The following is a 20,380-nucleotide window of genomic DNA, read 5'->3' as shown; positions in this document are numbered from 1 at the left end:
GTGGTCGGCAAGGCCGAGATCGGCGCCGCCTGGTCCAAGCGCTCCAACGAGGGCCGCGACTATCTCGGGCTCAAGCTCGACGACCCGAGCTTCACCGCTCCGATCTACGCCAACCTCTTCGCCGACGAGGAAGGCGAGGGCCACAGCCTCATCTGGTCCCGACCCAACCGCCGCAATAGCGAGTGACCTGGAAGACGCCCCGCCCGGCACCGGGCGGGGCATCTCCTGATGGCGCGGAAACGTTCCGCGGCGCCGGTGTATCTGACCGAGGTTCCGGTTACCGGGTGCGCGGCTTGATGCGCATACCTCCGATCGACGCATGCGCCGGGCCACCGCCTAAGGTCTCTCAGCGGTGCGAAATAGCGCCCCTCAATTGCGCACCTGATCATCGTGCCCTTGCTCCTCCATCCTGGCCATCGATCGCCGTTCAACCGCAACGGCCGGAAGGAGAAACCTCATGAACGCCGACGCCGCGCCACTGCCGCCGCGCTACCTGCGCACTTCTGAAGCCGCGCATTTCCTCAGTCTCTCGGCGCGCACGCTTGAGAAACATCGCACCTACGGCACCGGGCCTGCCTATCGCAAGCTCGGCGGCCGCGTCGTCTACGCAGTCGACGACCTCCAGCTCTGGGTTCAGCGCGGCGCGATGACATCGACGTCCGATCCGCATGGCTCGGTGCTGCCCGCCAAGCCACAGGCCGCCCGCCTGATCCCCTATGCCGGGCGCGAAAGGCGCTGAGCCGCTGATCCCCCCAATGTCGGCACGACCACTCCCACCATTGGAGCGCGAACAGCTCGATCTGTTCCAGGCGCTGCCGGGCGTGGTCGCGCCACGCGATGCGCAGGACCTCATGGCCTATCCCTTCTTCTCCCTCGCCAAATCCAGGCGCATCGCGCCGATCGACTTTCACGCCGGCGATGTGGCAATTCGTGTCGAAGCGATGCCCGATCACGGCATGGCGACGATCTGGGATGCCGATATCCTGATCTGGGCCGCTAGCCAGATCGTCAGCGCGCGGGACGCCGGATTGCGCACATCGCGCCTGATGGCCGCGACGCCATACGATATGCTTACCTTCATCGGCCGCGGCGTCTCCAAGCGAGACTACCTGCGCCTCAAGGCGGCGCTCGATCGCCTGCAGTCGACAAGCGTCGTCACCTCCATCCGCCAATCCGCCGAGGGCCGGCGCCATCGCTTCTCGTGGATCAATGAATGGCAGGAGCGCTCCGGCCGAGACGGCCGCCCGCTTGGCGTCGAAATGATCCTGCCCGATTGGTTCTATCGCGCCGTCATGGACGACGCGCTGATCCTGACGATAGACCGGGCCTATTTCGGGCTGACCGGCGGCCTGGAGCGTTGGCTCTATCGCCTGGTGCGAAAGCATGGCGGGCGCCAGCGCGCCGGCTGGCGTTTCGACATCAGCCACCTGCATCGGAAATCCGGCAGTCTCTCGCCGCTCAAGCGCTTCGCCTTCGAGCTGCGTGACATCGTGCGTCGCCAGCCTTTGCCGGGATATCTGCTGTTCACGGAGGTCGAAGCCAGCGGCCGTGTGTTGTTGGCTTTCGAACCGGCGCCGACGCCTGTTGACAGGATCGTGCCATCGGGAACCCGAACTATCGTGCCATCGGGAACCGCTTCCTCGTGCTTTCGGGAACCGCGATCAGCCTTAAGGAACGGACCCGAAACGAAAAATCGCGCTCTTAACTTGGAGTCTAACTCTCAATCTAACATTCTTGCGGAGCAGCCGCGGATCGATGGCGGGGAGCAGAAGCCGCGATTTGTCGGCCGACGCGGTGGAGGCGACGCATGACGCGGTCTCCTCAATCGACGCCGCGCGCCGGCCTCACGACTGTGGAGCTGATCTGGATCGAGAAACGGATCGAGCACCGGATCCGCTTCGGACGCCCTGCCGATCAGACGATCATCGACAAGCGGCGCCGCGTCGTGGGATTCGCGCCGGGCAGTGTCTTTGCGTTCGTCCGCTGGGCGGCGAACGACTTTGGCACCATCGTTTCGCGCATCGACATCGTGCGCGCCGTCTTGCCCGCTGAACCCTATCAGACGCTGCCTTACATCCGGCCAGGCGCCGAGATCCTGCTCAAGATCGCAGGCTGGGACAAGGTTGAGCGGGTTCTTCAACTGATCGATGCGATCGAGGCGATCGGCCTTGATCCGGTCGATGCCGCCCCTGACTATTGGCGTCAGACCCACAACCGGCTGGTTGCCGGCGGAACGCCGCGCGCCTATTCGCTCGAGCAGCACCGGGCCTTTCTGTTGCGCAAGCGAGCGACATCATGAGCCGCGGCGCTTGCATGGCCGTGACGCTTGCGGCCGTTGCCGCGATCGTCGCTCCAGCCGCTGTGGAAATGCCGCCGCTGCTGGTATGGAACGCATCGGCCAGCGCACCCCTCGGGCTCTATGCGATCCGGAGAATGGCCGTTCCAACGGCCGGCGCGCTCGCCGTCATCGAACCGCCGGAGATCGTCGCTCGGTTCGCCGCCGGGCGCGGTTACCTTCCGCTCGGCGTGCCAATGCTGAAGCACATCGAAGCGCTTCCTGGACAGGAAGTTTGTCGCGTTGCTGGCGTCATCATGGTCGACGGAATCGCGATGGGCACCGCACTGGAGCGCGATCGCAAGGGACGCGCGCTGCCTGACTGGCAGGGCTGCCGCATCATCGCCGCCGACCAAATCTTCGCCATGAACCGGAAGGTCCACGACAGTCTCGACGGCCGTTACTTCGGCCCGTTCCCGATGGACTCGATCGTTGGACGCGCGATGCCGCTTTGGACCGACGAGAGGGGCGACGGCCACTTCACCTGGCTTGCTCCCGCGAGCTGAAATTCAGCACCGCCAATAAAACGAAGGAGATAGTCCATGGCCGAGATCGGCGTCTTCCATGAAACGGAATCCGGTTACTCCGGACGCATTCGAACACTGCTCGTGGACGTCGCGCTGGTGCTTGTCCCGATCAGGACGTCCAACGGCAATGCGCCGGATTTTCGCATCCATATCGGCGATGGCAGCGGCCCCGAGGTCGGCGCGGCCTGGAAGGAAACCGGGCAGACGGCTGGCGACTATCTGTCCTGCCGATTGGAAGATCCGCTGTTTGGCCGACGCTTTCGCGCCGGTCTCTTCCGCTCCGATGACGGTTCCTGGTCGCTGCGCTGGATCCGGCCGAAATGGCGGCCGGAGCGTGCTCGATGAGGGCGCCATCGGCGCCGAAATATGCGCACGAAAGCCGCCCCGTCAGTTGGTTGCCCGGTCGGAGGCAAGCACGTTGGCTTATCGCTGGCATGCTGATTTTTTGTCACGCGATGACGGAGGCCGTCGCACAGAGCGCCCCGGGGCCACGTATGCCTGCGGACGATCCATATGCCACCCATATCGCCGAGGCGTCGCATCGTTTTCGCATTCCTCAGCTCTGGATACGGGCAGTCATGCACATCGAGAGCGCCCGCGACCCACGCGCCGTGTCGCGCAAGGGTGCAGTGGGTCTGATGCAGATCATGCCCGAAACCTGGGCCGAACTGCGTCTTCGTCATCAACTCGGCCGCGACCCCTACGATCCGCACGACAACATCCTTGCCGGCACCGCCTATCTTCGCGAGCTCTATGATCGATACGGTTCACCGGGCTTCCTGGCCGCCTACAATGCGGGGCCGGGGCGCTACGAAGCCTCTTTGAGGGGCCTCCCGCTGCCGGCAGAAACCCGGGCCTATGTTGCGAAGCTTCGCCCTTTGTGGCGCGGCGGTGATGCGCCCGGCGCGCTCACCGCCGGTCATGCCAAGGCCATCACTTGGAACCTCGCGCCGCTGTTCATAGTGCGGTCCGGGTCCTTGGCGGATTCCGGTCTCTCGTCCGGCGAGCACGCTTCTGTCGCGGTCTCATCGTCACCGTTGGCGCGCGAACTTTTCGTGGCCGGTTCGCAGCCGCTGCAACTGTTCACTGGGTCGGACCTACGGACACCGCAGCGATGATGAAGTCTCCGCCAAATCGCGCCCCGGCGCCTCTTTGGGCGTCGTGGCCTTTGAGGCGCATAGGGTACAAGGCAACAACCGAAGGATGGCAAGATAAAAGGGCGCACATTGTGCTGCGGTCGGTTGGTTGCATTTATTGGGTTCTTTGCCGTTTCTCGCACATTGCGGCGCCTCGGCGCAATGTGCTGAGAACATGCAAATTATTGTATTTGCTGTACTTATGGCAAGGTGAGGGCGGGCGCCGTGTCTGATGAGCACGAGTTCCGTATCCGTCCAGGCCGCATTCGCTCGACGCGAGCTCAATCGTCGCGGCCCTTCATCGCCCAAGCGCTTGCGGCAGCGCAAAAGGCTGGCGGCAGCGTGTCCCGGTCAGGCCGGATCGGGACAGGCAAGCGCTCGCAGTTCGGACGCGGCAGGGCAGCGAGCGTTCAAGCCAATCGCTTCCTCACCGGCCGCTCCCGCCTCGCCACGATCAAGACCCGCGTGGTTCGCCATTCGAAACGTGGCGCGCCGCTGGCGACCCACCTCAATTATTTGCGCCGCGAGGGCGTCACACGCGACGACACGAAAGCCCGAATGTTCGGACCGGAGGTCGACGATGCGTCGACTGCGGATTTCGTCAAGCGCTGCAACGAAGACCGGCATCATTTCCGCTTCATCGTGTCGCCAGAGGATGCCGTCGAAATGGCCGACCTGAAATCCTTCACCCGTGATCTCATGGGTCGCATGCAGAAGGATCTCGGCACGACGCTCGACTGGATCGCGGTCGATCATTGGAACACCGACAATCCCCATGTCCACGTCATCCTGCGCGGCCGGGCCGATGACGGCCAGGACCTGGTCATCTCGCGCGACTACATCAGCCGTGGCATGCGCGATCGCGCCAGTGACCTCGTCACGCAGGAGCTCGGCCCCCGGTCGGATCTTGAGATCCGCCGGCACGTCGAGCGGCAGGTCGAGGCCGAGCGGTGGACCGGGCTCGACCGCCAGTTGCTCCGCGACGCGCGCGACAACGGTGTCATAGATCTCGCGCCACATGCGGATCGCCAGCCTGATGAATTCATGGCGCCAAAGATCGGGCGGCTGCGCAGGCTGGAAACGCTCGGCCTCGCCGAGCAACTCGGTCCTGGCCAATGGATCCTCAGCGACAGAGCCGAGGCGACGCTGCGCGCGACGGGTGAGCGCGGCGATATCATCAATCGCATGCATCGCGCATTCTCGGTCCGCGATATCGAACGCGCGAGCGCCAGCTATGTGCTTGCCGCTGAGAACGTCGATGAGACGATTGTCGGCCGTCTGATCGAGCGCGGACTGGATGACGAACTCAAGGGCACGGCCTATGCGGTCATCGATGGCGTCGACGGACGTTGTCATCATGTCCGGCTCGCCGATCTCGAGGCGACGGGCGACGGCGCGCCGGGCTCAGTCGTCGAACTGCGCAAATTTGAGGACGCTCAGGGACGCCCGCGGCTGGCGCTCGCCGTGCGCTCCGACCTCGATATCGACAGACAGGTGGTTGCTGAGGGGGCCACCTGGCTCGACCGGCAGGCGCTTGCCCGTCCCGCGGCGGCTCTTTCCGACGGCGGCTTCGGCGCCGAGGTGCGCCAGGCGCTTGATCGGCGCGTCGAGCATCTGATCGGACTGGGGCTGGCGGAGCGGCAGCCGGGCGGGACCGTCTTTGCCGGCAACTTGATCGACACGCTGCGCCGAAGGGAACTCGATACACTGGGCGGCAGGATCGCGACCCAATCCGGGCGCACCTTCAACCGTGCGGCAAGTGGCGAATCCGTGTCCGGCACCTACAGCCAGCGCTTTGCGCTCGCGTCCGGCCGTTTCGCGATGATCGATGATGGCCTCGGGTTCCAGCTCGTGCCCTGGACGCCTTCGCTCGAAAAGCACCTTGGCCAGCATGTCAGCGGCAGCACTCGCGGCGACGCCGGTGTCGATTGGAGCTTTGCCCGCAAGCGCGGGCTAGGTCTCTAGCAGTTGAAAGAATGGATCCTGCCATGTCCGCCGCGAAAATCCTTTGGGGGGCAGATCTCACGGTTTTCCTGAGCCGTGGTGCTGACGATTTGAACGGCGACACAATCGCGGCATGGAGACTTGGCGTTCGGCCCCAGCTTGGGCCGCCCTGGCTCGATCGCGCCGGCTTGGCCGTCCACTTATGCGCATGTGCGCTCAGGCCGCGCTGGAGGCCGGCGAACGCTACGAGGCCTTCTTCACGGCGCGGGACAGCTTGGCGAAGGGGCGAAGCTGCGGCAAGAGATTTCGGAAGATACGATCCGGTGTACCGAGAAGGGCAGTCTTAGCTGCGCAGCAGGGGATCCCGATATCGAATGTCCAGGCTGGGTGAGCCTGAATGCTTGTGCGGCCGCCCACTAGCTTGATCAGTGTATCTCGGCGAGGATTATCGCGCGCCTGATTATCGCCGATCCGACCGACTCGACGAGCTGCGCGGGAAAGTGACGTGGCAACGACGAAATCACGGCCTCGGTCCACCGCTCGGCATTTCCGGAGATGTCTTCGAAAATCTTGCGCATCAGGGGCGCCCCCACGCCGGAAATGTCTGCAGTCTGCATGAAATGGCGGGGCACAATTTCATGTATGGAATAATGCCGGCTGTTGCCGGCAGACATCGCCAGCTTGAATTTCTTGCGGGGGATCTGTCCAGCATCAAGGCTGGGCTGCGCGGTCAGAACGTCGTAGAGCGGCGTCATCCGAAACCGCCCGCCGGGCCCGAGAAAAATGCTGAAGTTCTTGGCGTGGCCGTCGGTCGCGCCAATGAGCCAGAATATTATGCAAGCACGCAAAAACAGGGAGACGTCGTCTTCGGGCCTGTCACTGCCCTTAAGAAGCTCGATGATCGACGGCATGCCGGGACCGCCCTCTGACTGGTACTTGCGTGTCGGCGGGACCGACAGTGCTTGACACATATCCTCCTGTGGTAGGCGCATGAGACGGCCATCCGCGGCCCACAACCGGTCGAACCGCTCGACGATCAGCGTACGGCGCTCGCCGAAGTCGGCGATCTCAGTTCTGGCGGCGGGAACGCCGAACGCGTCGATCAGCTTAAGGCACAGATATTCGTTCTCAACGCTGTTGGAGAGGTCGATGCCGTTCGGCAACCTGCCGATCTGCGGTTTCAGGATGTGGGTGGTCGCCGCCGTGCCGACCGGCTTGTACCAGCGTCCGTCCTTGCGTAGCAGCGCCGTCTTTTCCTGGGCGCCGGCGATCGAGATGCGGAAATCCTCATCCTCGCCGAGGCCAAGCGGGGCGACAGCGAGGTTTGCGATTATCCCGGCAATCTCCTTTTTGCTGACCGGCTTGCCTTCGCTGCTACCAGGGCTGCCGGGATCGACGCCATCAGGCAGGAATTGCAATGCGCCGACGCAGTCATGGCCGAGGGCGGCAAGCATGCTGTAGGCGTCGGTGCCATCTGCGCCGACACGTTCGGCAATCCGCTTGCGGATGGCGTCATTGTCGGGAAGCAGGTTGTCGAAGACATTGATAACCGGCGCGCCGATATAGCGGTCCTCCCGCAAGGGAAGCGAAAGCGAGACAGGGAAGGTGCCGTGCCAGTCCAGCCATTCGCGGGCATATCGAAAGTCCACGGCGCCGGTGGATTGCCTGCGCAGCACGCCCACCAGCCGACCGTTCACGAAGACATTGAGCGGCGTGTGAGCCGATCGCTGCGCCATCAGAACAGGTCCGCGATCTCGGTGGCGCTGCTTTTGCTGCGCGGGCGAACGACGAGTTCAAGGTCGAGGGCGGAGAGGGCTGCCATCAACGTACTGAGCTGGACTGCCGGCTCGCCGGCTTCCAGGCGGGACACCGTGGCCTGACGCAGGTGGATCCGGCTGCCAAGCGTCTCTTGCGTGAGATCGGCTTGCCTGCGGGCGCGACGCAGAATGGCGCCGAGCTGCTTTTCGTTACGAGCGATCTGGTCGGACATGATAGCCTCCTGAGCTTATATACGCGATCGCGTATGGTTTATCAATATACGTGATCGCGTATAAATCTGTCGCATACGCAAATGCGTATAGCGACCGGATATACGCAATCGCGAATGATGTCTGCTACTCAAATGCGTAGCCCAAGAGGACAGCGCCCTCGCTCGCGCCTCAGATTCTTGGGCTTCCCGATTCCCTGTCTTCCTAGCCGACGGCACGATGCGATGCGATCGGCGTCAGACGGCTGTTGCATCTCGCGTCACCTTGCTGACCTCTCGCCACAAGGAGAAGCGAATGTCGGGAACGAAAGTCCTTTGGGGACAGATTGTCGTGGTCTTCCTGATCGTGCTCCTCACGATCTGGGCCGCCACGCAATGGTCCGCCTGGCAGCTGGGCTATCAGGAGCGGCTGGGAGCGCCTCGGTTCGTCATCGGCGGGATTCCAGTCTACTATCCGCCTGCTATTTTCTGGTGGTGGTATTTCTACGACGCCTATGCGCCGGCCATCTTCGCGCGCGGCGGCCTCATTGCCGCCTCGGGCGGCTTCATCGCGATCGCCGTAGCGATCAGCATGTCGCTGTGGCGCGCCCGCGAGGCGAGGGAGGTCGCGACTTACGGCTCCGCGCGCTGGGCCGAAAGAAGCGAGGTGCAGGCGGCAGGCCTGCTCGCCACCGACGGGGTGGTGCTGGGGCGCTATGGAACTCATTATCTGCGTCACGACGGGCCTGAGCATGTGCTTTGCTTTGCGCCGACGCGTTCGGGAAAGGGTGTCGGGCTTGTTGTGCCGTCGCTGCTGACCTGGCCTGGCTCGGCGATCGTCCATGACATCAAGGGCGAGAACTGGGATCTGACCGCCGGCTTCCGTGCCCGCCACGGCCGGGTGCTGCTGTTTGATCCGACCAATGCAAGATCGGACGCATACAATCCTTTGCTCGAGGTTCGCAGGGGTGAATGGGAAGTCCGCGATGTGCAAAACATCGCCGACATCCTGGTCGACCCCGAGGGCTCGCTGGAACGGCGCAACCACTGGGAAAAGACGAGCCACGCGCTCCTGGTTGGCGCGATCCTGCATGTGCTCTATGCCGGACCGGACAAGACGCTTGCCGGCGTCGCCGCCTTTTTGTCCGATCCGAAGCGGCCGATCGAATCGACCTTGGCCGCGATGATGACGACGCCGCATCTAGGCGAGGGCGGTCCGCACCCGGTCATCGCCAGCGCCGCCCGTGAGCTGTTGAACAAGTCCGACAACGAACGCTCCGGCGTGCTCTCGACCGCGATGTCCTTCCTTGGCCTCTATCGCGATCCGGTGGTGGCACAGGTGACGCGCGCATGCGGCTGGCGCATCGCCGACCTGGTCGCCGATCCGCGCCCGGCGACGCTCTATCTCGTCGTTCCACCCTCCGACATCAGCCGCACCAAGCCGCTGATCCGTCTCATCCTCAACCAGATCGGCCGCCGTCTGACCGAGGATCTGCAGGCCAGGACGGATCGCCATCGATTGCTCCTGATGCTGGACGAGTTCCCGGCGCTGGGACGACTCGACTTCTTTGAATCCGCGCTCGCGTTCATGGCCGGCTATGGATTGAAAAGCTTCCTGATCGCGCAGTCGCTCAACCAGATCGAGAAGGCCTACGGCCCAAACAATTCTATTTTGGACAACTGTCATGCGCGCGTCAGCTTTGCGACCAACGACGAGCGGACCGCCAAGCGTGTTTCCGATGCCTTGGGCACGGCAACCGAGCTGAAGGCGATGAAGAACTATGCCGGTCACCGCCTCTCGCCTTGGCTCGGTCATCTCATGGTTTCGCGTTCGGAGACGGCGCGACCGTTGCTGACACCCGGCGAGATCATGCAATTGCCGGCCGGGGACGAGATCGTCATGCTGGCCGGCACGCCGCCTATCCGGGCGAAGAAGGCGCGCTATTTCGAAGACCCGCGGTTGCGGGAGCGCATTCTGCCGCCACCGGCTGTCACAGCTCGAGCCGAGCCGGAGCCTGACAATTGGACGGCGCTTCCGTTGCCGCTCCCGCCATCTGGTACGGCAGCCGCAACTGCCGTGGCGAAAGTTCAGGAGGAATCGACCGAGTCCGAATTGCGACGTCAGCCCGAGCTCGATCGACTTCTCCCGGCTGCGGCGGAGCTGCCGCCCGTCAACGAATTCGAGATCGAAGCGCCTGACGAGACGGATGATCTCGCATCGAGCAGCAGCCGGATGGCTCGCCTTGCTCGGGGCGTGGCGCGTCAGATCGCGCTCGATCCGGACGACGGCATGGAGCTGTGAAGGTCGTGACAGCAAGAAAGAAGAAGGTCCAAATTTCCGTCTATCTCGACCCTGCCGTGATGGCCTTGCTGGTCGATTATGCCGCCCGGCGCGATCGCTCGCAGTCGCTCATCGCTGAAGCGGCGATCGCCTCGTTCCTCTCTCCGGATGCCGACGCGCAACGGGAGGCGGCGATCTCCAAACGTCTCGACCGGATCGATCGCCGGATCGCGCGGTTGGAGCGCGACGTCGGCATCTCGGTTGAAACCCATGCGGTATTCGTCCGCTTCTGGCTTGCCACCACTCCGGCCTTGCCTGAGCCGATGGCCCAGGCAGCGCGCGCCAAGGCAAGCGAGCGTTATGAAGCTTTCGTCTCCGCGCTTGGCAGGCGGCTGGCCAAGGGGCCGAGCTTGCGGCAGGAAATCCCCGAGGACATCGCGCCACCCGGCGATCCCGAGCGATAGTGATGCGAGGCCTGCGGGCGGAGGCGCCGCCCGGGCTCGCGCGGCGCCGCCAGGTCCTGTCGATTGCTGGGCGGCTTCCCGTTGCCGATCCGGTCAGTTGGCGGCTCCGCACAACTGTGAGGTCGTCAATCCTGGCGGCACGTTTTCCGTGGGGCCAAATCCGTACTTCGCCATGATGCTGGCAATCGTGCCATTCGACATGACCTTGGCCAGCCCCTGATTGTAAAGGTCGCGCAGGTCGCCATCATCCTTCCTGAACGCGATCGCGACGTAGCTGATCGACTTCTCGTCGGTCGTGAATGGGTTGGCGCGCTCCAGATCGGGGCTCTTTTTGCCGGCCAGCAGCCCGATCGCAGTCGGGGACGAAAATACCGCGGCGTCGATGCGGCCGGCGCGCAGTGCCGCGATGTTGGTCTCGATGTCGGGAAACTGCAGGATGCGATCTTGAGGGACGCCCTCGGCGATGGCGTTCTGGATGACGTTGCTGCCGCGGCCGCCGCCCATGATCGTGTCGGATTTCTTGGCAAGATCAGCATAGCTATGGATCGCCTTGGGGTTGCCGGCGAGTACGATCGCCGCGTCGTCCTGCCTCAGGTCGGGAGCGCCGAAGGCGACCTGCTGGCATCGCGGCGGCGTTATCGACAAGCCGGACGCCACGGCATCGAAACGCCCGGCCATCAAGCCAGGGATCAAAGCGCCGAACTCCGTGACCTGGAAGTCGACCTGCTTGACGCCGAGGTCGGCGAATGCCGCTCTGAGCAGGTCCGGATGCCAGCCGAGCAACTCGCCGGTTTCCTCCTTCTTGTAGCCCCATGGCGAGCGGTTGTGGATGCCGATCACGATCCTGCCCTCTCTCAAGACGCGTTCCTTCGTCGTTTCCGCCGTGGCCGGCAGCACGGATCCAACAATCGCGGCATAGGCGATGCAGGCCAGGCCAATGGCGGCCGATCGGGCTCGAAATTTCATCGTGCAGTCCTCCCGTGAGATTAAGTTGCGCGCAGGGGTTCGGCCCCAGCCCTTCAACGCTACGTTGAGGGCCGCCAATGCGTCAATATAGATATACAAGATATGTACAAAATATTGCCGACGCGAGGCAGCGAGAGGCGGCTCACCGCTGGATTGGCCGTTGAGCGGATAAGGCTCAGCGCACGATCATCGCCTACAAGGTTTCTAAGAACTTCCAGAGGTAGCAGCGAACCGCGCCGGCGGCGGGGATCATATTCAATTTTGCTAAAATCTTCGGAACCGATTGCTCCGGCCCGGTTTGAATCCCGGTCCAGGAGTTCGAGAGCATGCGCAAATCGACCGGTCACCTCGCCTTCATCGAATTCCAATCACCGACGCTGGTCGAGAACGCTCCTGCCGACACGGACTGGCTGCACGAAATCAAATACGATGGCTACCGGACCGAGCTTATCGTTGAAGGTGGCGCGGCACGTGCCTTCACCCGTCGGGGCTATGACTGGTCGCATCGGTACAAACGGATCGTCCAGGCGGCGGCGAACCTATCGGTCAAATCCGCAATCCTCGACGGCGAAGCGGTCGTCCTCGGCAAGACTGGCTTGCCGGATTTCCAGGCTCTCGAGCGGGAGCTGGCAAACCCGAGCTCGCCGAAGCTCATGTTCTTTGCGTTCGATCTTTTGTACCTCAACGGCCGAGACATTCGACAGCAGCCGCTGATTGAGCGCAAAGCTGCTCTGCACAGGCTCCTGCAGGAAACGGCTCCAACGCTGACCTTTGTCGAACACCTGGACATTAGCGGCAAGGACGTGTTCGACCATGCCTGCCGCATGGGCCTGGAGGGGGTGGTCTCAAAGCGGGCTGACTCTCCCTACCGTTCCGGTGTCCAAACGAGCTGGCTCAAGGTGAAGTGCGTCAAGAGCGACACGTTCCCGATTGTGGCTTTCGTCGAAAAGCTTGGCGCGCAGCCGCGCCGCGTTGCTTCCCTGTATATCGGCAGATGGGAGGGCGAGCGGCTGCTTTATGCTGGAAAAGCGCAAAGCGGCTATACGCTGGAGGCAGCCCGGCGAGTTCGCGAGCGGCTCGATCCGCTCATCATCAGCAAATCGCCTCTTTCGGAACCCATCAAAAAGCCTAAAGCAACTTGGGTGCGGCCGGAGGTGCCGGCTGAGGTGCAATTCAGTGGCGTGACCGACCGGGGTATCTTGCGCGAGGCGGTGTTCAAGGGATTGCGCGAGGATCTCGCTGTGATCCCAGCGAAGCCGCCGTCGCTCTCCAAGCGCAGGTTGGAGAGCCAACATGGCGTTCCTGGCGAGAACATTCTCCAGCTGCTACCCGATGCGGTTGCACCTTCCAGGGAAGAGCTTTTGGGCTACTGGCGGCGAGTGGCCGACCGAGCGCTGATTCATCTGGGCCGAAGACCATTGAAGCTGGTTCGCCATGCGTACGGGGCCACCTTCTATCACAAGGGGCCGCTGCCGCCGATCCCTGCGTCGGTGCACCAGCTGCGGGTGCAAAAACGCGAAGGTGGCGAAGGTGTCCGGGTTTGGGTGGATGACCTTGACGGACTGCTCGGCTTGATCGAAATGGATGTCATCGAGCTTCATCCTTGGAATGCCACGATTGACGACATTGAACATGCCGACCGGCTTGTCCTGGACCTCGACCCTGGCGAGGGCGTCTCCTGGGATGCGGTGATCGAAGCCGCGCTGTCGCTACGCGCGATCTTGGAAGCAACTGGCTTGGACAGCTGGCCGAAGCTTACCGGCGGCAAAGGTATTCACTTAATGGCACCGCTCGCCGCGAAGATGACTCATGACAGGGCGCGGCAACTGGCCAAATCGCTGGCCCAATGTCTCGTTGATGCCGATCCTGACCGGTACCTGTTGTCAGCCGACCCGGCAGCGCGGAGAGGCCACATTTTTCTAGATTACCTTCGCAACGGCCGAGGCAATACCGCAGTTGGTGCGTTCTCACCTCGATCGCGGCCCGGCTTTCCGATTGCGCATCCAGTTACATGGAAACAGGTTGAAGTCGGCATTAGGCCGGACGTTTTCACCATGAGCCATCCGTTTAGAGCCGCTGCTCAAACGGCGGCTTGACTGTAAGAAAGAGCACGGCAGGGTCCTGTCGATGACGTCCGCGTCGCATTCGAGGCTGCGGCGCGCTAGGAAGGGATGGTTTTCGATCGAAAGAAAAGCCCGTCGCAGCTATTGAGCGTAAGCGACGGGCTTTCCGGGACGAAAGAGCAGCTACACCTCGGCGGATCGACTGCTTCGCTTAAATCATCAAATCGTGAATGCGTTCTATGATGGGACACTTTTTTGTTCGATGCCTTGGGAACCAAATCCGAGTTTGAAAGTTGCGGCCGCTGGGGGAAAAGAGATTCCCAGCCAATGTCAGACAAAAACCAGACGATACCGATCGTCCAAAAGCTCGTTCAAGAAACCGGTATTGCTGAGGCGCAGGCTTACGAGCTTGCCCTCCTAATTGGTATGAATTGGAACTCGCTCGTGCGAGAGGCGAAGCTCATTCGCGCTGCGGCAAGGGCCGAGGTCGCCCAGGACGGGCCGCCTGTCGAGAATTGACGCGCAAGGAACCGAAATATTTTTCCTGACCACCAGTCCGCCGGTCACGTAGAGGCTTAGAAGCTGATCAGCCCATTGTGCTGGAGGACATACGGAAGGATCAGGACCATTCCGATCCCACATACCCATAGGATGGCTTTGTTCATTCCGATATCCGTTGAAGGCCACGCCGAACATTATCGATCCGTCAGCCATAGTGAAGCTTCGGCTTGCTTTCGGTGCCGGTAAATTGAACGCCGATCCTGTCGTTCTTCCGCCAGCGTATCACACACCGGTAAGCGATCCCATCGACCGGGACATAGAGTAGAAATTCTGCCGGGACCCTAGTGTCGGCCGGCACTTTCAATTCTGCTCCAGCCGCGTGTTGATTGCGGATCGTGCACGTGGTTTCCGAGTTAGTAATGCTGGTGATGATCGTCGCGCCCTTGAGAACACGCTTCCGATGTTCGCGACGGTGGTCCTTTTCCGACAACGTGGATTCCTCCGGGCATAATCAGCGCCGATCGACCCCGAAGCCGCCCCTTCTTATCACGAACGAACCGCGGACGGCGAAAAGCCCGCCGCGTTGTCGCAGCGGACTTCCAACCGGCTGGAGGCCGGAGAGTGTCACAACGGGCCTCCTGCCTGTTCACACTTCCGTCCTGCAGGCCAGACTATCGGCGCGAAATCATCAGGCACAGTTGGCGCAGGTCCCGATCGTAGCTGTCCTGACTGCCCAGCACATCGACACAACGATTTTTCATCCGAGCCAATTGAGTGCCAGACAAGCCAGAGACAGCGCTGGCCACCTTGGGACTCGTCGGGTTAACCGGGCTTGTCAGGCCGCTCGGATTGGTTCCTACCCCGACCCCGGCAGTAACGCCGTTGCCGACCCCAACACCAACTCCGATGCCCGTCCCACTGGTGCCGCCTACCGTAGCGCCTAAGCCAGCCGTGACGCCGCTCGCACCGCCCACTGTCACCCCAGCGCCTGCGTTCACCCCGTTAGAGCCGCCTAGGGAAGCACCAGCTCCGGCATTGGCACCACTTGATCCGCCAATGGAGGCACCGAGCCCGGCGTTCACCCCATTGGAGCCGCCCAAAGAAGCTCCAGCCCCGGCGTTGACGCCATTTGATCCGCCAATGGAGGCACCGAACCCGGCGTTCACCCCGTTGGAGCCGCCCAAGGAGGCCCCAGCCCCGGCATTAACACCTCCACTGCCGCCGACTGATGCGCTGACGCCAATTCCGGCTGCATTTGCGGACACGCACATAATCGCGATGACAGCACCACCCGCGAAAGTTTTAGCAAGTTTTCCGAAGACGCTGGCCATAACATTCTCCTGTCGTTGCTTTGAGCACCTGCAACAAGCCATTTGCCGTTACTCAAATTAGTACGCCCCGAGGTACGGAGGGTTTCCGCGCAGAAGCATGAGCCGCAAGATATGGTTTCTCAGCGGTTAACAATATACTCGGAGTTTTAATGTCCTCGTCGTACTACCGCTGCCAAGCCGTTGTCCTCCGATGTTGGCTTGGCGGCATGGCGGGGAGGGTTGGTGAGATTGCGAGCCTGACGAACCCAAACTGCGGCGGCCGACGGCGTGGAGATCAGGGGAATCGCTAACCTTCGAATGGCGAGTCATGTTCGCCAATGCTGCGAGCCGCGCGTTGCAGGTCGAGCGGCGCTTGGCTTAGCCATGATGAATACGCACATTCAACTCACGTAGATTGAAATGCCAACATATTCCGGAACGGCCCACCGCGGACCCGCTCGAGAGCATCACCGTGTCGAGCGAATATGTTTACGTCCCGCTGGGTCGGGTGTGTGGAGCAGCACTCGGTTTCGGCCGGTTTGCTTGGCCAAATAGAGTGCGGCGTCCGCTTTACCCTGTAGCTGCTCCGGTGAAATGGCTTCGTCAGCGGTCTGAACTGCAACTCCAATGCTGAGAGTGACGCTGCGCGAGACGCGCGATCCTGGGTTGGGCAAAGCGGCGGCCTCAACGCTCTTACGAACCCGTTCAGCCACTGAGACAGCCTCTTCCTCTGTCACCCCGGGCAGCAGCACGAGGAACTCTTCCCCACCGTAGCGGGCAACATGATCTCGATCGCGCCTGACGTTTTCCTGGATAATGTTGGCGACCTCCACCAGACAGCGATCGCCCTCGGCATGGCCGAGGTGATCGTTCAGCTTCTTGAAGTGATCAATGTCGCACATCAGCATCGCGGCCCCGTCGAGGCAGCGTTGGTCGGTTCCCCACAGATGGTCGAGCGTTTCCGTCATCCAGCGCCGGTTGGCGATGCCCGTGAGCGGATCAGTCTTCGCCAGCAGTTCCAGCCGATCGTTCGCCTTAGCCAATTCGGCGACCCTGCGCCGGTCGCGCAACTCAAACAGGAAAGTCTTTTGAGCGAGAATTGTCATGATGCGACGGGCTGCAACCGTCGCGAACAAACCGCTGGCGAAGAACAGCGTTCCATCGATCGCGCTGCCATGCTCAATGGCCGGATTCTCCACCTGAAACACGAGATACAGTCCGAGCGCCAGCGCCGCGATCGCGACCGTCCAGGCCAGTGGGATGCCGAAGATGATGATGGCTGTAATGGCTACGAACAGCATGACGTTCAATTGCCGTTCATAGAACTCGCCGCCAGCGGCTACGCCGACCAAGGCTACCGACAGCAAAATCAGGAACATACCTGTAATCAGCGAACCCCCTTCGAGCCAGGAAGGGCGCGGCTTCCGCCATACGAGCACCACTGCGATGACGGCAGGGGGGATAATGGCTCCGGGCAGGAGCATAGATTCCGCGGTTGCGGTTGGGAGCACCAGCATGTTGAGCGCTAGCGTTAGCACATCCAGCACGGCCACCCAGATCATCCAGGCACGGATGATCTTCGCCGTTTGCGGCCAGACCCGTGCCCGAAACAGATGCCTGACCTCACCTTTGAGGCGGATGTCGCGCGTTCGGCGCGCCAGAAGCCGGTCGACTTCAGCAATTAAGGCAGGATCATCCTGCACGTCGATGTGCGTAAGATCTGACACAGTCGAGAGGCCTTACGCTTTCTCCTGATCACCCATTCGGACCCCACCCGGAGTTCCGTACAGCCCAAGCGTGTCAAACTATCCTGAAGATTTCATTTCCAGGCGTGGTGTGTTCCAAGAACCTGGGCTGCAGCCAAGGACGTGGGCATCCGGCTGGAAGCCTGACCGGCGCACCGTGCTCTGCGCGAGATCAACTCTTGGATTTTGGTGTCTCGCGTTCGAGAGTCCCTCGGTCGTTCGTGTTCTGAGATGGCGCGTAGCCGCGCCTTAGGTTTCCGCCGGGGTTTTTTGCTTTGCGTCAAAACATCAAATGAGATTAGTTTCTCATGTATTCCGCTCAGGGAGCTCTGCATACCGATTCCTCAAGGAGCTAACCAAGCTGGCGTGTTCAGTTCGGCCGAGATCGCCTTGTTGGCACGCGTGCTCGAAGATTGAAACCGATGGTCAATCGCTTCAGCGACGTGAAGCGCTCGCGTCTCGCGTTATAGCAAGCTATCAGGCAGGCATTAGAGACGAGGAAGAACTGGCGTCGGAAGCTACCGCTCGGACGCTAATGGCCATACCTAGGAGGCCAAATATTGGCAGGTGCCTGGACTAGGCCTTCTTGGCAATTCGGAGCTTTGAAAGCAATTTCCACAATTCCGTCTCGTCAGTGATTCCCTTATCGAAGGCTGCGATAACTTCGCACGCAAGGCATTCCCTCTGCTCCTCGTCTTTGAGGGCCAGACGTCGCTCTCTGCACAGTTGGTCGAATACCCTCTGAACGATGTCGAGATCGCAAGGCGCGTATACGCCGCTGTATTTCTTGAAGGCCACTGCGCTTCTGTCCCCCCGGACCCGAGCAAACTGAACTGTAGATTATTGCGCTCCGTGCCAAACTTGGGCGCTAGTAATCGCATGCCGCGTAATCCGAACGAGTGGCGATATTTGGCCCTTCTGCCGCCTATCGGAACCGCTCCAAATCTGGACCCGAGAGCATGCTTTTATTGCGCTCAACCGCTCTAGCGATTGCGGCATCGATCTCGTGGCGTATTGGGCCTGATTGCAGCGTTGCGCCAAAATTTCATATCTTCAGCGAGTTGAATGATCCACGTCGAATTCACGCGGCCTCCCTCGTCCACACGTGACCGCCAGAAAGCCGCTGGAGCGACTGGCCATGCCGTCGAGCCAGGTTCCTCTCGGCGTCAAGCAACTCGTGCTCCCCAGTCAAGCCGTTCATAAAAAGCTTGAGCAAATGGGACGCTAAGCGTTCCCCTTGTTCCGAAGCGGATAAAATGCCGCGCTCAGCGCAGATCGCCCGAAGAACCCGAGCTAGCATCTCGATTTCGCTCGCCTCCAAAAACCGACCTGGATACAGCATGACGTCCGCTCCCGAAAAGCCCGTTGATCCGGCGTTTACGCGACGTCAGGTACGGCACGCGATTACCTATGATAGTCTCATTCATTTTTTTCCGATCTAATGCCGCCAAGACTCCTGTTCCGGGCGAGAGGCCGTTGGAGCAGGATCAATTCTGTCCATGCACGCAAACCGCGATGCAAAGGTTCCGGGTGCACAAACTATCGGTGACGAGACGATGATGCCTTCTAGAGCTCACGAAAACTCCCTTGAGCAGGGAGGCGGCGCAGCTCTCGCCAAGACTCGACTTCAGCAATTTCAGTGGTGCGCAAGCTTAGAACAGTTTCTTCATGCCCCGATAACATGTGTTATTCGGCGGGAACAGGTCACGGCCTAGCTTGGAGGTTCAGCAAAGGCATAGTGGCATGCGGGGAGGCACCATGAATTTCGTGAGAAATAGCGTCGGTCCGTTTGAGGCCGCCATGGTCGCGGTCATGACCTTAGCGGCGATCGGAATCATACGCGTCATTGTCCTAGGGATTTACTGAATTTCCCTCCGTCCGTTCATCGTCAGATCACGAATGCCCGGCAGTCACGCCAACGCAACAGCTCGATCCCACCCGCACAATCAAAGAAGATCAGGACGTGACGGATCGCGTCTGTGCGCTCCGGCACCCGCCTACATGGATTGGCAGCCGCCAGGGGGCGGTGCAAGCGCGAACGCCGCTTAGAAACCAACGGATGAGCGGAACGAATATCGAACGACGTCGTTACCTGTCGTTGCGATCATGGCTCTTTGGAACCAACTTATGCCGATTACCTCGGGCCGCGACCTCGTGCATGGGCTTCTGGAAGAAACCAGCATTACCGAGGCACAAGCGCGAGAGTTGGTCTCTCTACTCGGCACGAATTGGTCTTCGCTCGTCCGAGAGGCCAAAGCCATCACCAACAAGCCGAGGCCGCCGGGACTGCGCTCGTAAGACATTCCAAGCTCGCGCTTGGCAGCAAAGCCGCCCGCCAAATGGAACATTAGCGCCTGATCCAGGTTCGGTACGCAACTCAACCCGGTCATCCAACTTGGCACATGTCCTTTCCCCGAACGTTTTGATCCGTAAGCTTCAGAACATCTCCGATCTGACCCAGTCAGATATAGCTATTTTAGAAGGCATTCCGCTTTCAAAGAGGGACTATCATGCAAACGAGGATATTGTACGCGAGGGCGATCGACCTACTCATTCATTTGTGGTCTTGGAGGGCTTGGTGGGATCCACCAAGCTTACCGGCGACGGCAAACGGCAGATCACGTCCTTCTTTGTTCCGGGAGACATTCCCGATCTGCACGGTATGCATCTCTCGGTTCTGGACTGCACCTTTTCATCGCTCGCGCGCGCCAGTCTGGGCTTCATGCGGCATGATGCTATGCGAGCCATCTGCGAGCGACATGCCTCCATAGCCGCTATATTTTGGCGCTCGACGCTGATCGACGCAGCGATATACCGAGAATGGGTTACCAACGTTGGAAGGCGCGACGCCTATACCCGTATGGCTCACATATTGTGCGAACTGATCGTCCGCCTTCACTCGATGGGGGTTATCAAAGATCATGTAGCCAATCTCCCGGTCACGCAGGCAGCCCTTGCCGACGCGTTGGGCCTGTCAACTGTCCACGTGAACCGAGTGCTTCAGGAGCTGCGACGCAACGGGCTTATATTTACCGAGGGCACCCGATTTCATGCTGTTGATTGGGACGGGCTCGTCCGAGCCGGAGATTTTGACGCCACCTACTTGCATCAAAGGACCGCAACAACATTCTGATGGCGAGCT

The 20,380-nt window shown here is 61.2% G+C and carries 19 protein-coding genes; 13 read left to right on the top strand and 6 right to left on the bottom strand.

What is annotated here, in order from left to right; translation table 11 throughout:
* From LB525_RS24015 to LB525_RS23980, 8 genes are all read left to right on the top strand, one after another.
* Nucleotides 1-186: DUF736 domain-containing protein (locus tag LB525_RS24015; RefSeq protein ID WP_224547954.1), on the top strand; the 186-nt coding region annotated here is incomplete at its 5' end.
* A 271-nt stretch (nucleotides 187-457) separates the two neighbouring features.
* Entirely contained in the window at nucleotides 458-739 is a 282-nt protein-coding gene (locus tag LB525_RS24010) for a helix-turn-helix transcriptional regulator (RefSeq protein ID WP_041002472.1), read from the top strand.
* Nucleotides 740-755: 16 nt separating this feature from the next.
* Nucleotides 756-1,811 carry a replication initiator protein A gene (locus tag LB525_RS24005; RefSeq protein ID WP_224547952.1) on the top strand — a complete coding sequence of 352 codons (1,056 nt, stop codon included), beginning with the start codon at nucleotides 756-758 and terminating at the stop codon, nucleotides 1,809-1,811.
* A complete protein-coding gene (locus LB525_RS24000; protein WP_224547950.1) occupies nucleotides 1,808-2,299 on the top strand; it encodes a DUF2840 domain-containing protein in 492 nt (163 codons plus the stop codon). The genes LB525_RS24005 and LB525_RS24000 overlap by 4 nt, the downstream gene beginning before the upstream one ends.
* The gene (locus LB525_RS23995) at nucleotides 2,296-2,841 is read left to right on the top strand and encodes a S26 family signal peptidase (RefSeq protein WP_224547948.1); all 546 of its coding nucleotides are present in this window, start codon (nucleotides 2,296-2,298) and stop codon (nucleotides 2,839-2,841) included. Before LB525_RS24000 ends, LB525_RS23995 begins: the two co-directional genes overlap by 4 nt.
* A 36-nt stretch (nucleotides 2,842-2,877) precedes the next feature.
* Nucleotides 2,878-3,207: a DUF736 domain-containing protein gene (locus LB525_RS23990; RefSeq protein WP_224532297.1), complete on the top strand. Its 330-nt coding sequence runs from the start codon at nucleotides 2,878-2,880 to the stop codon at nucleotides 3,205-3,207.
* Nucleotides 3,204-3,980: a lytic transglycosylase domain-containing protein gene (locus LB525_RS23985; RefSeq protein ID WP_411909060.1), complete on the top strand. Its 777-nt coding sequence runs from the start codon at nucleotides 3,204-3,206 to the stop codon at nucleotides 3,978-3,980. Before LB525_RS23990 ends, LB525_RS23985 begins: the two co-directional genes overlap by 4 nt.
* A gap of 243 nt (nucleotides 3,981-4,223) precedes the next feature.
* The gene (locus LB525_RS23980; RefSeq protein ID WP_224547946.1) at nucleotides 4,224-5,963 is read left to right on the top strand and encodes a relaxase/mobilization nuclease domain-containing protein; all 1,740 of its coding nucleotides are present in this window, start codon (nucleotides 4,224-4,226) and stop codon (nucleotides 5,961-5,963) included.
* Between the two features lie 404 nt (nucleotides 5,964-6,367).
* On the opposite strand, the gene LB525_RS23975 is transcribed toward LB525_RS23980, so the two are convergent.
* Together LB525_RS23975 and LB525_RS23970 are read right to left on the bottom strand one after the other, a co-directional pair.
* Complete coding sequence (locus tag LB525_RS23975; RefSeq protein WP_224547935.1) at nucleotides 6,368-7,678, bottom strand: type II toxin-antitoxin system HipA family toxin; 1,311 nt, start codon at nucleotides 7,676-7,678, stop codon at nucleotides 6,368-6,370.
* Complete coding sequence (locus LB525_RS23970; RefSeq protein WP_224547933.1) at nucleotides 7,678-7,932, bottom strand: helix-turn-helix domain-containing protein; 255 nt, start codon at nucleotides 7,930-7,932, stop codon at nucleotides 7,678-7,680. The genes LB525_RS23975 and LB525_RS23970 overlap by 1 nt, the downstream gene beginning before the upstream one ends.
* 292 nt (nucleotides 7,933-8,224) lie before the next feature.
* Here LB525_RS23970 and LB525_RS23965 point away from each other — a divergent pair, with 292 nt between their 5' ends.
* On the top strand, nucleotides 8,225-10,210 hold the full coding sequence (locus LB525_RS23965; protein WP_224547931.1) for a conjugal transfer protein TraG: 1,986 nt from the start codon (nucleotides 8,225-8,227) through the stop codon (nucleotides 10,208-10,210).
* Between the two features lie 5 nt (nucleotides 10,211-10,215).
* Nucleotides 10,216-10,653, top strand: coding sequence for a CopG family transcriptional regulator (locus LB525_RS23960; RefSeq protein ID WP_140721097.1), 438 nt, complete (start codon nucleotides 10,216-10,218; stop codon nucleotides 10,651-10,653).
* A gap of 93 nt (nucleotides 10,654-10,746) precedes the next feature.
* On the opposite strand, the gene ehuB is transcribed toward LB525_RS23960, so the two are convergent.
* Complete coding sequence (ehuB, locus tag LB525_RS23955; protein WP_224547929.1) at nucleotides 10,747-11,619, bottom strand: ectoine/hydroxyectoine ABC transporter substrate-binding protein EhuB; 873 nt, start codon at nucleotides 11,617-11,619, stop codon at nucleotides 10,747-10,749.
* 326 nt (nucleotides 11,620-11,945) lie between these two features.
* Between ehuB and ligD the strand changes: the two genes are divergently transcribed.
* Nucleotides 11,946-13,715: a DNA ligase D gene (ligD, locus tag LB525_RS23950; protein WP_224547927.1), complete on the top strand. Its 1,770-nt coding sequence runs from the start codon at nucleotides 11,946-11,948 to the stop codon at nucleotides 13,713-13,715.
* A 222-nt stretch (nucleotides 13,716-13,937) separates the two neighbouring features.
* A complete protein-coding gene (locus tag LB525_RS23945) occupies nucleotides 13,938-14,201 on the top strand; it encodes a hypothetical protein (protein WP_224547917.1) in 264 nt (87 codons plus the stop codon).
* Between the two features lie 187 nt (nucleotides 14,202-14,388).
* On the opposite strand, the gene LB525_RS23940 is transcribed toward LB525_RS23945, so the two are convergent.
* The 3 genes from LB525_RS23940 to LB525_RS23930 form a co-directional block, all read right to left on the bottom strand.
* On the bottom strand, nucleotides 14,389-14,673 hold the full coding sequence (locus tag LB525_RS23940; RefSeq protein WP_224547915.1) for a PilZ domain-containing protein: 285 nt from the start codon (nucleotides 14,671-14,673) through the stop codon (nucleotides 14,389-14,391).
* A gap of 181 nt (nucleotides 14,674-14,854) precedes the next feature.
* Nucleotides 14,855-15,514: a hypothetical protein gene (locus LB525_RS23935; protein ID WP_224547894.1), complete on the bottom strand. Its 660-nt coding sequence runs from the start codon at nucleotides 15,512-15,514 to the stop codon at nucleotides 14,855-14,857.
* 446 nt (nucleotides 15,515-15,960) lie between these two features.
* The gene (locus tag LB525_RS23930; protein ID WP_224547882.1) at nucleotides 15,961-17,220 is read right to left on the bottom strand and encodes a GGDEF domain-containing protein; all 1,260 of its coding nucleotides are present in this window, start codon (nucleotides 17,218-17,220) and stop codon (nucleotides 15,961-15,963) included.
* Between the two features lie 2,413 nt (nucleotides 17,221-19,633).
* Here LB525_RS23930 and LB525_RS23925 point away from each other — a divergent pair.
* A complete protein-coding gene (locus tag LB525_RS23925; RefSeq protein ID WP_224547880.1) occupies nucleotides 19,634-20,371 on the top strand; it encodes a Crp/Fnr family transcriptional regulator in 738 nt (245 codons plus the stop codon).
* Nucleotides 20,372-20,380 lie beyond the last annotated feature (9 nt).

It is taken from the genome of Mesorhizobium sp. CA16, from assembly GCF_020165175.1.
Lineage (GTDB): Bacteria > Pseudomonadota > Alphaproteobacteria > Rhizobiales > Rhizobiaceae > Mesorhizobium.
The sequence above is the reverse complement of the archived record's forward strand: the minus strand, read 5'-3'. Positions and strand labels throughout refer to the sequence as shown.

Coding starts and splice junctions, on each gene's coding strand:
- LB525_RS24010 (WP_041002472.1), top strand. CDS start 458: ATGAACGCCGACGCCGCGCCACTGCCGCCGCGCTACCTGCGCACTTCT.
- LB525_RS24005 (WP_224547952.1), top strand. CDS start 756: ATGTCGGCACGACCACTCCCACCATTGGAGCGCGAACAGCTCGATCTG.
- LB525_RS24000 (WP_224547950.1), top strand. CDS start 1,808: ATGACGCGGTCTCCTCAATCGACGCCGCGCGCCGGCCTCACGACTGTG.
- LB525_RS23995 (WP_224547948.1), top strand. CDS start 2,296: ATGAGCCGCGGCGCTTGCATGGCCGTGACGCTTGCGGCCGTTGCCGCG.
- LB525_RS23990 (WP_224532297.1), top strand. CDS start 2,878: ATGGCCGAGATCGGCGTCTTCCATGAAACGGAATCCGGTTACTCCGGA.
- LB525_RS23985 (WP_411909060.1), top strand. CDS start 3,204: ATGAGGGCGCCATCGGCGCCGAAATATGCGCACGAAAGCCGCCCCGTC.
- LB525_RS23975 (WP_224547935.1), bottom strand. CDS start 7,678: ATGGCGCAGCGATCGGCTCACACGCCGCTCAATGTCTTCGTGAACGGT.
- LB525_RS23970 (WP_224547933.1), bottom strand. CDS start 7,932: ATGTCCGACCAGATCGCTCGTAACGAAAAGCAGCTCGGCGCCATTCTG.
- LB525_RS23965 (WP_224547931.1), top strand. CDS start 8,225: ATGTCGGGAACGAAAGTCCTTTGGGGACAGATTGTCGTGGTCTTCCTG.
- ehuB (WP_224547929.1), bottom strand. CDS start 11,619: ATGAAATTTCGAGCCCGATCGGCCGCCATTGGCCTGGCCTGCATCGCC.
- ligD (WP_224547927.1), top strand. CDS start 11,946: ATGCGCAAATCGACCGGTCACCTCGCCTTCATCGAATTCCAATCACCG.
- LB525_RS23935 (WP_224547894.1), bottom strand. CDS start 15,514: ATGGCCAGCGTCTTCGGAAAACTTGCTAAAACTTTCGCGGGTGGTGCT.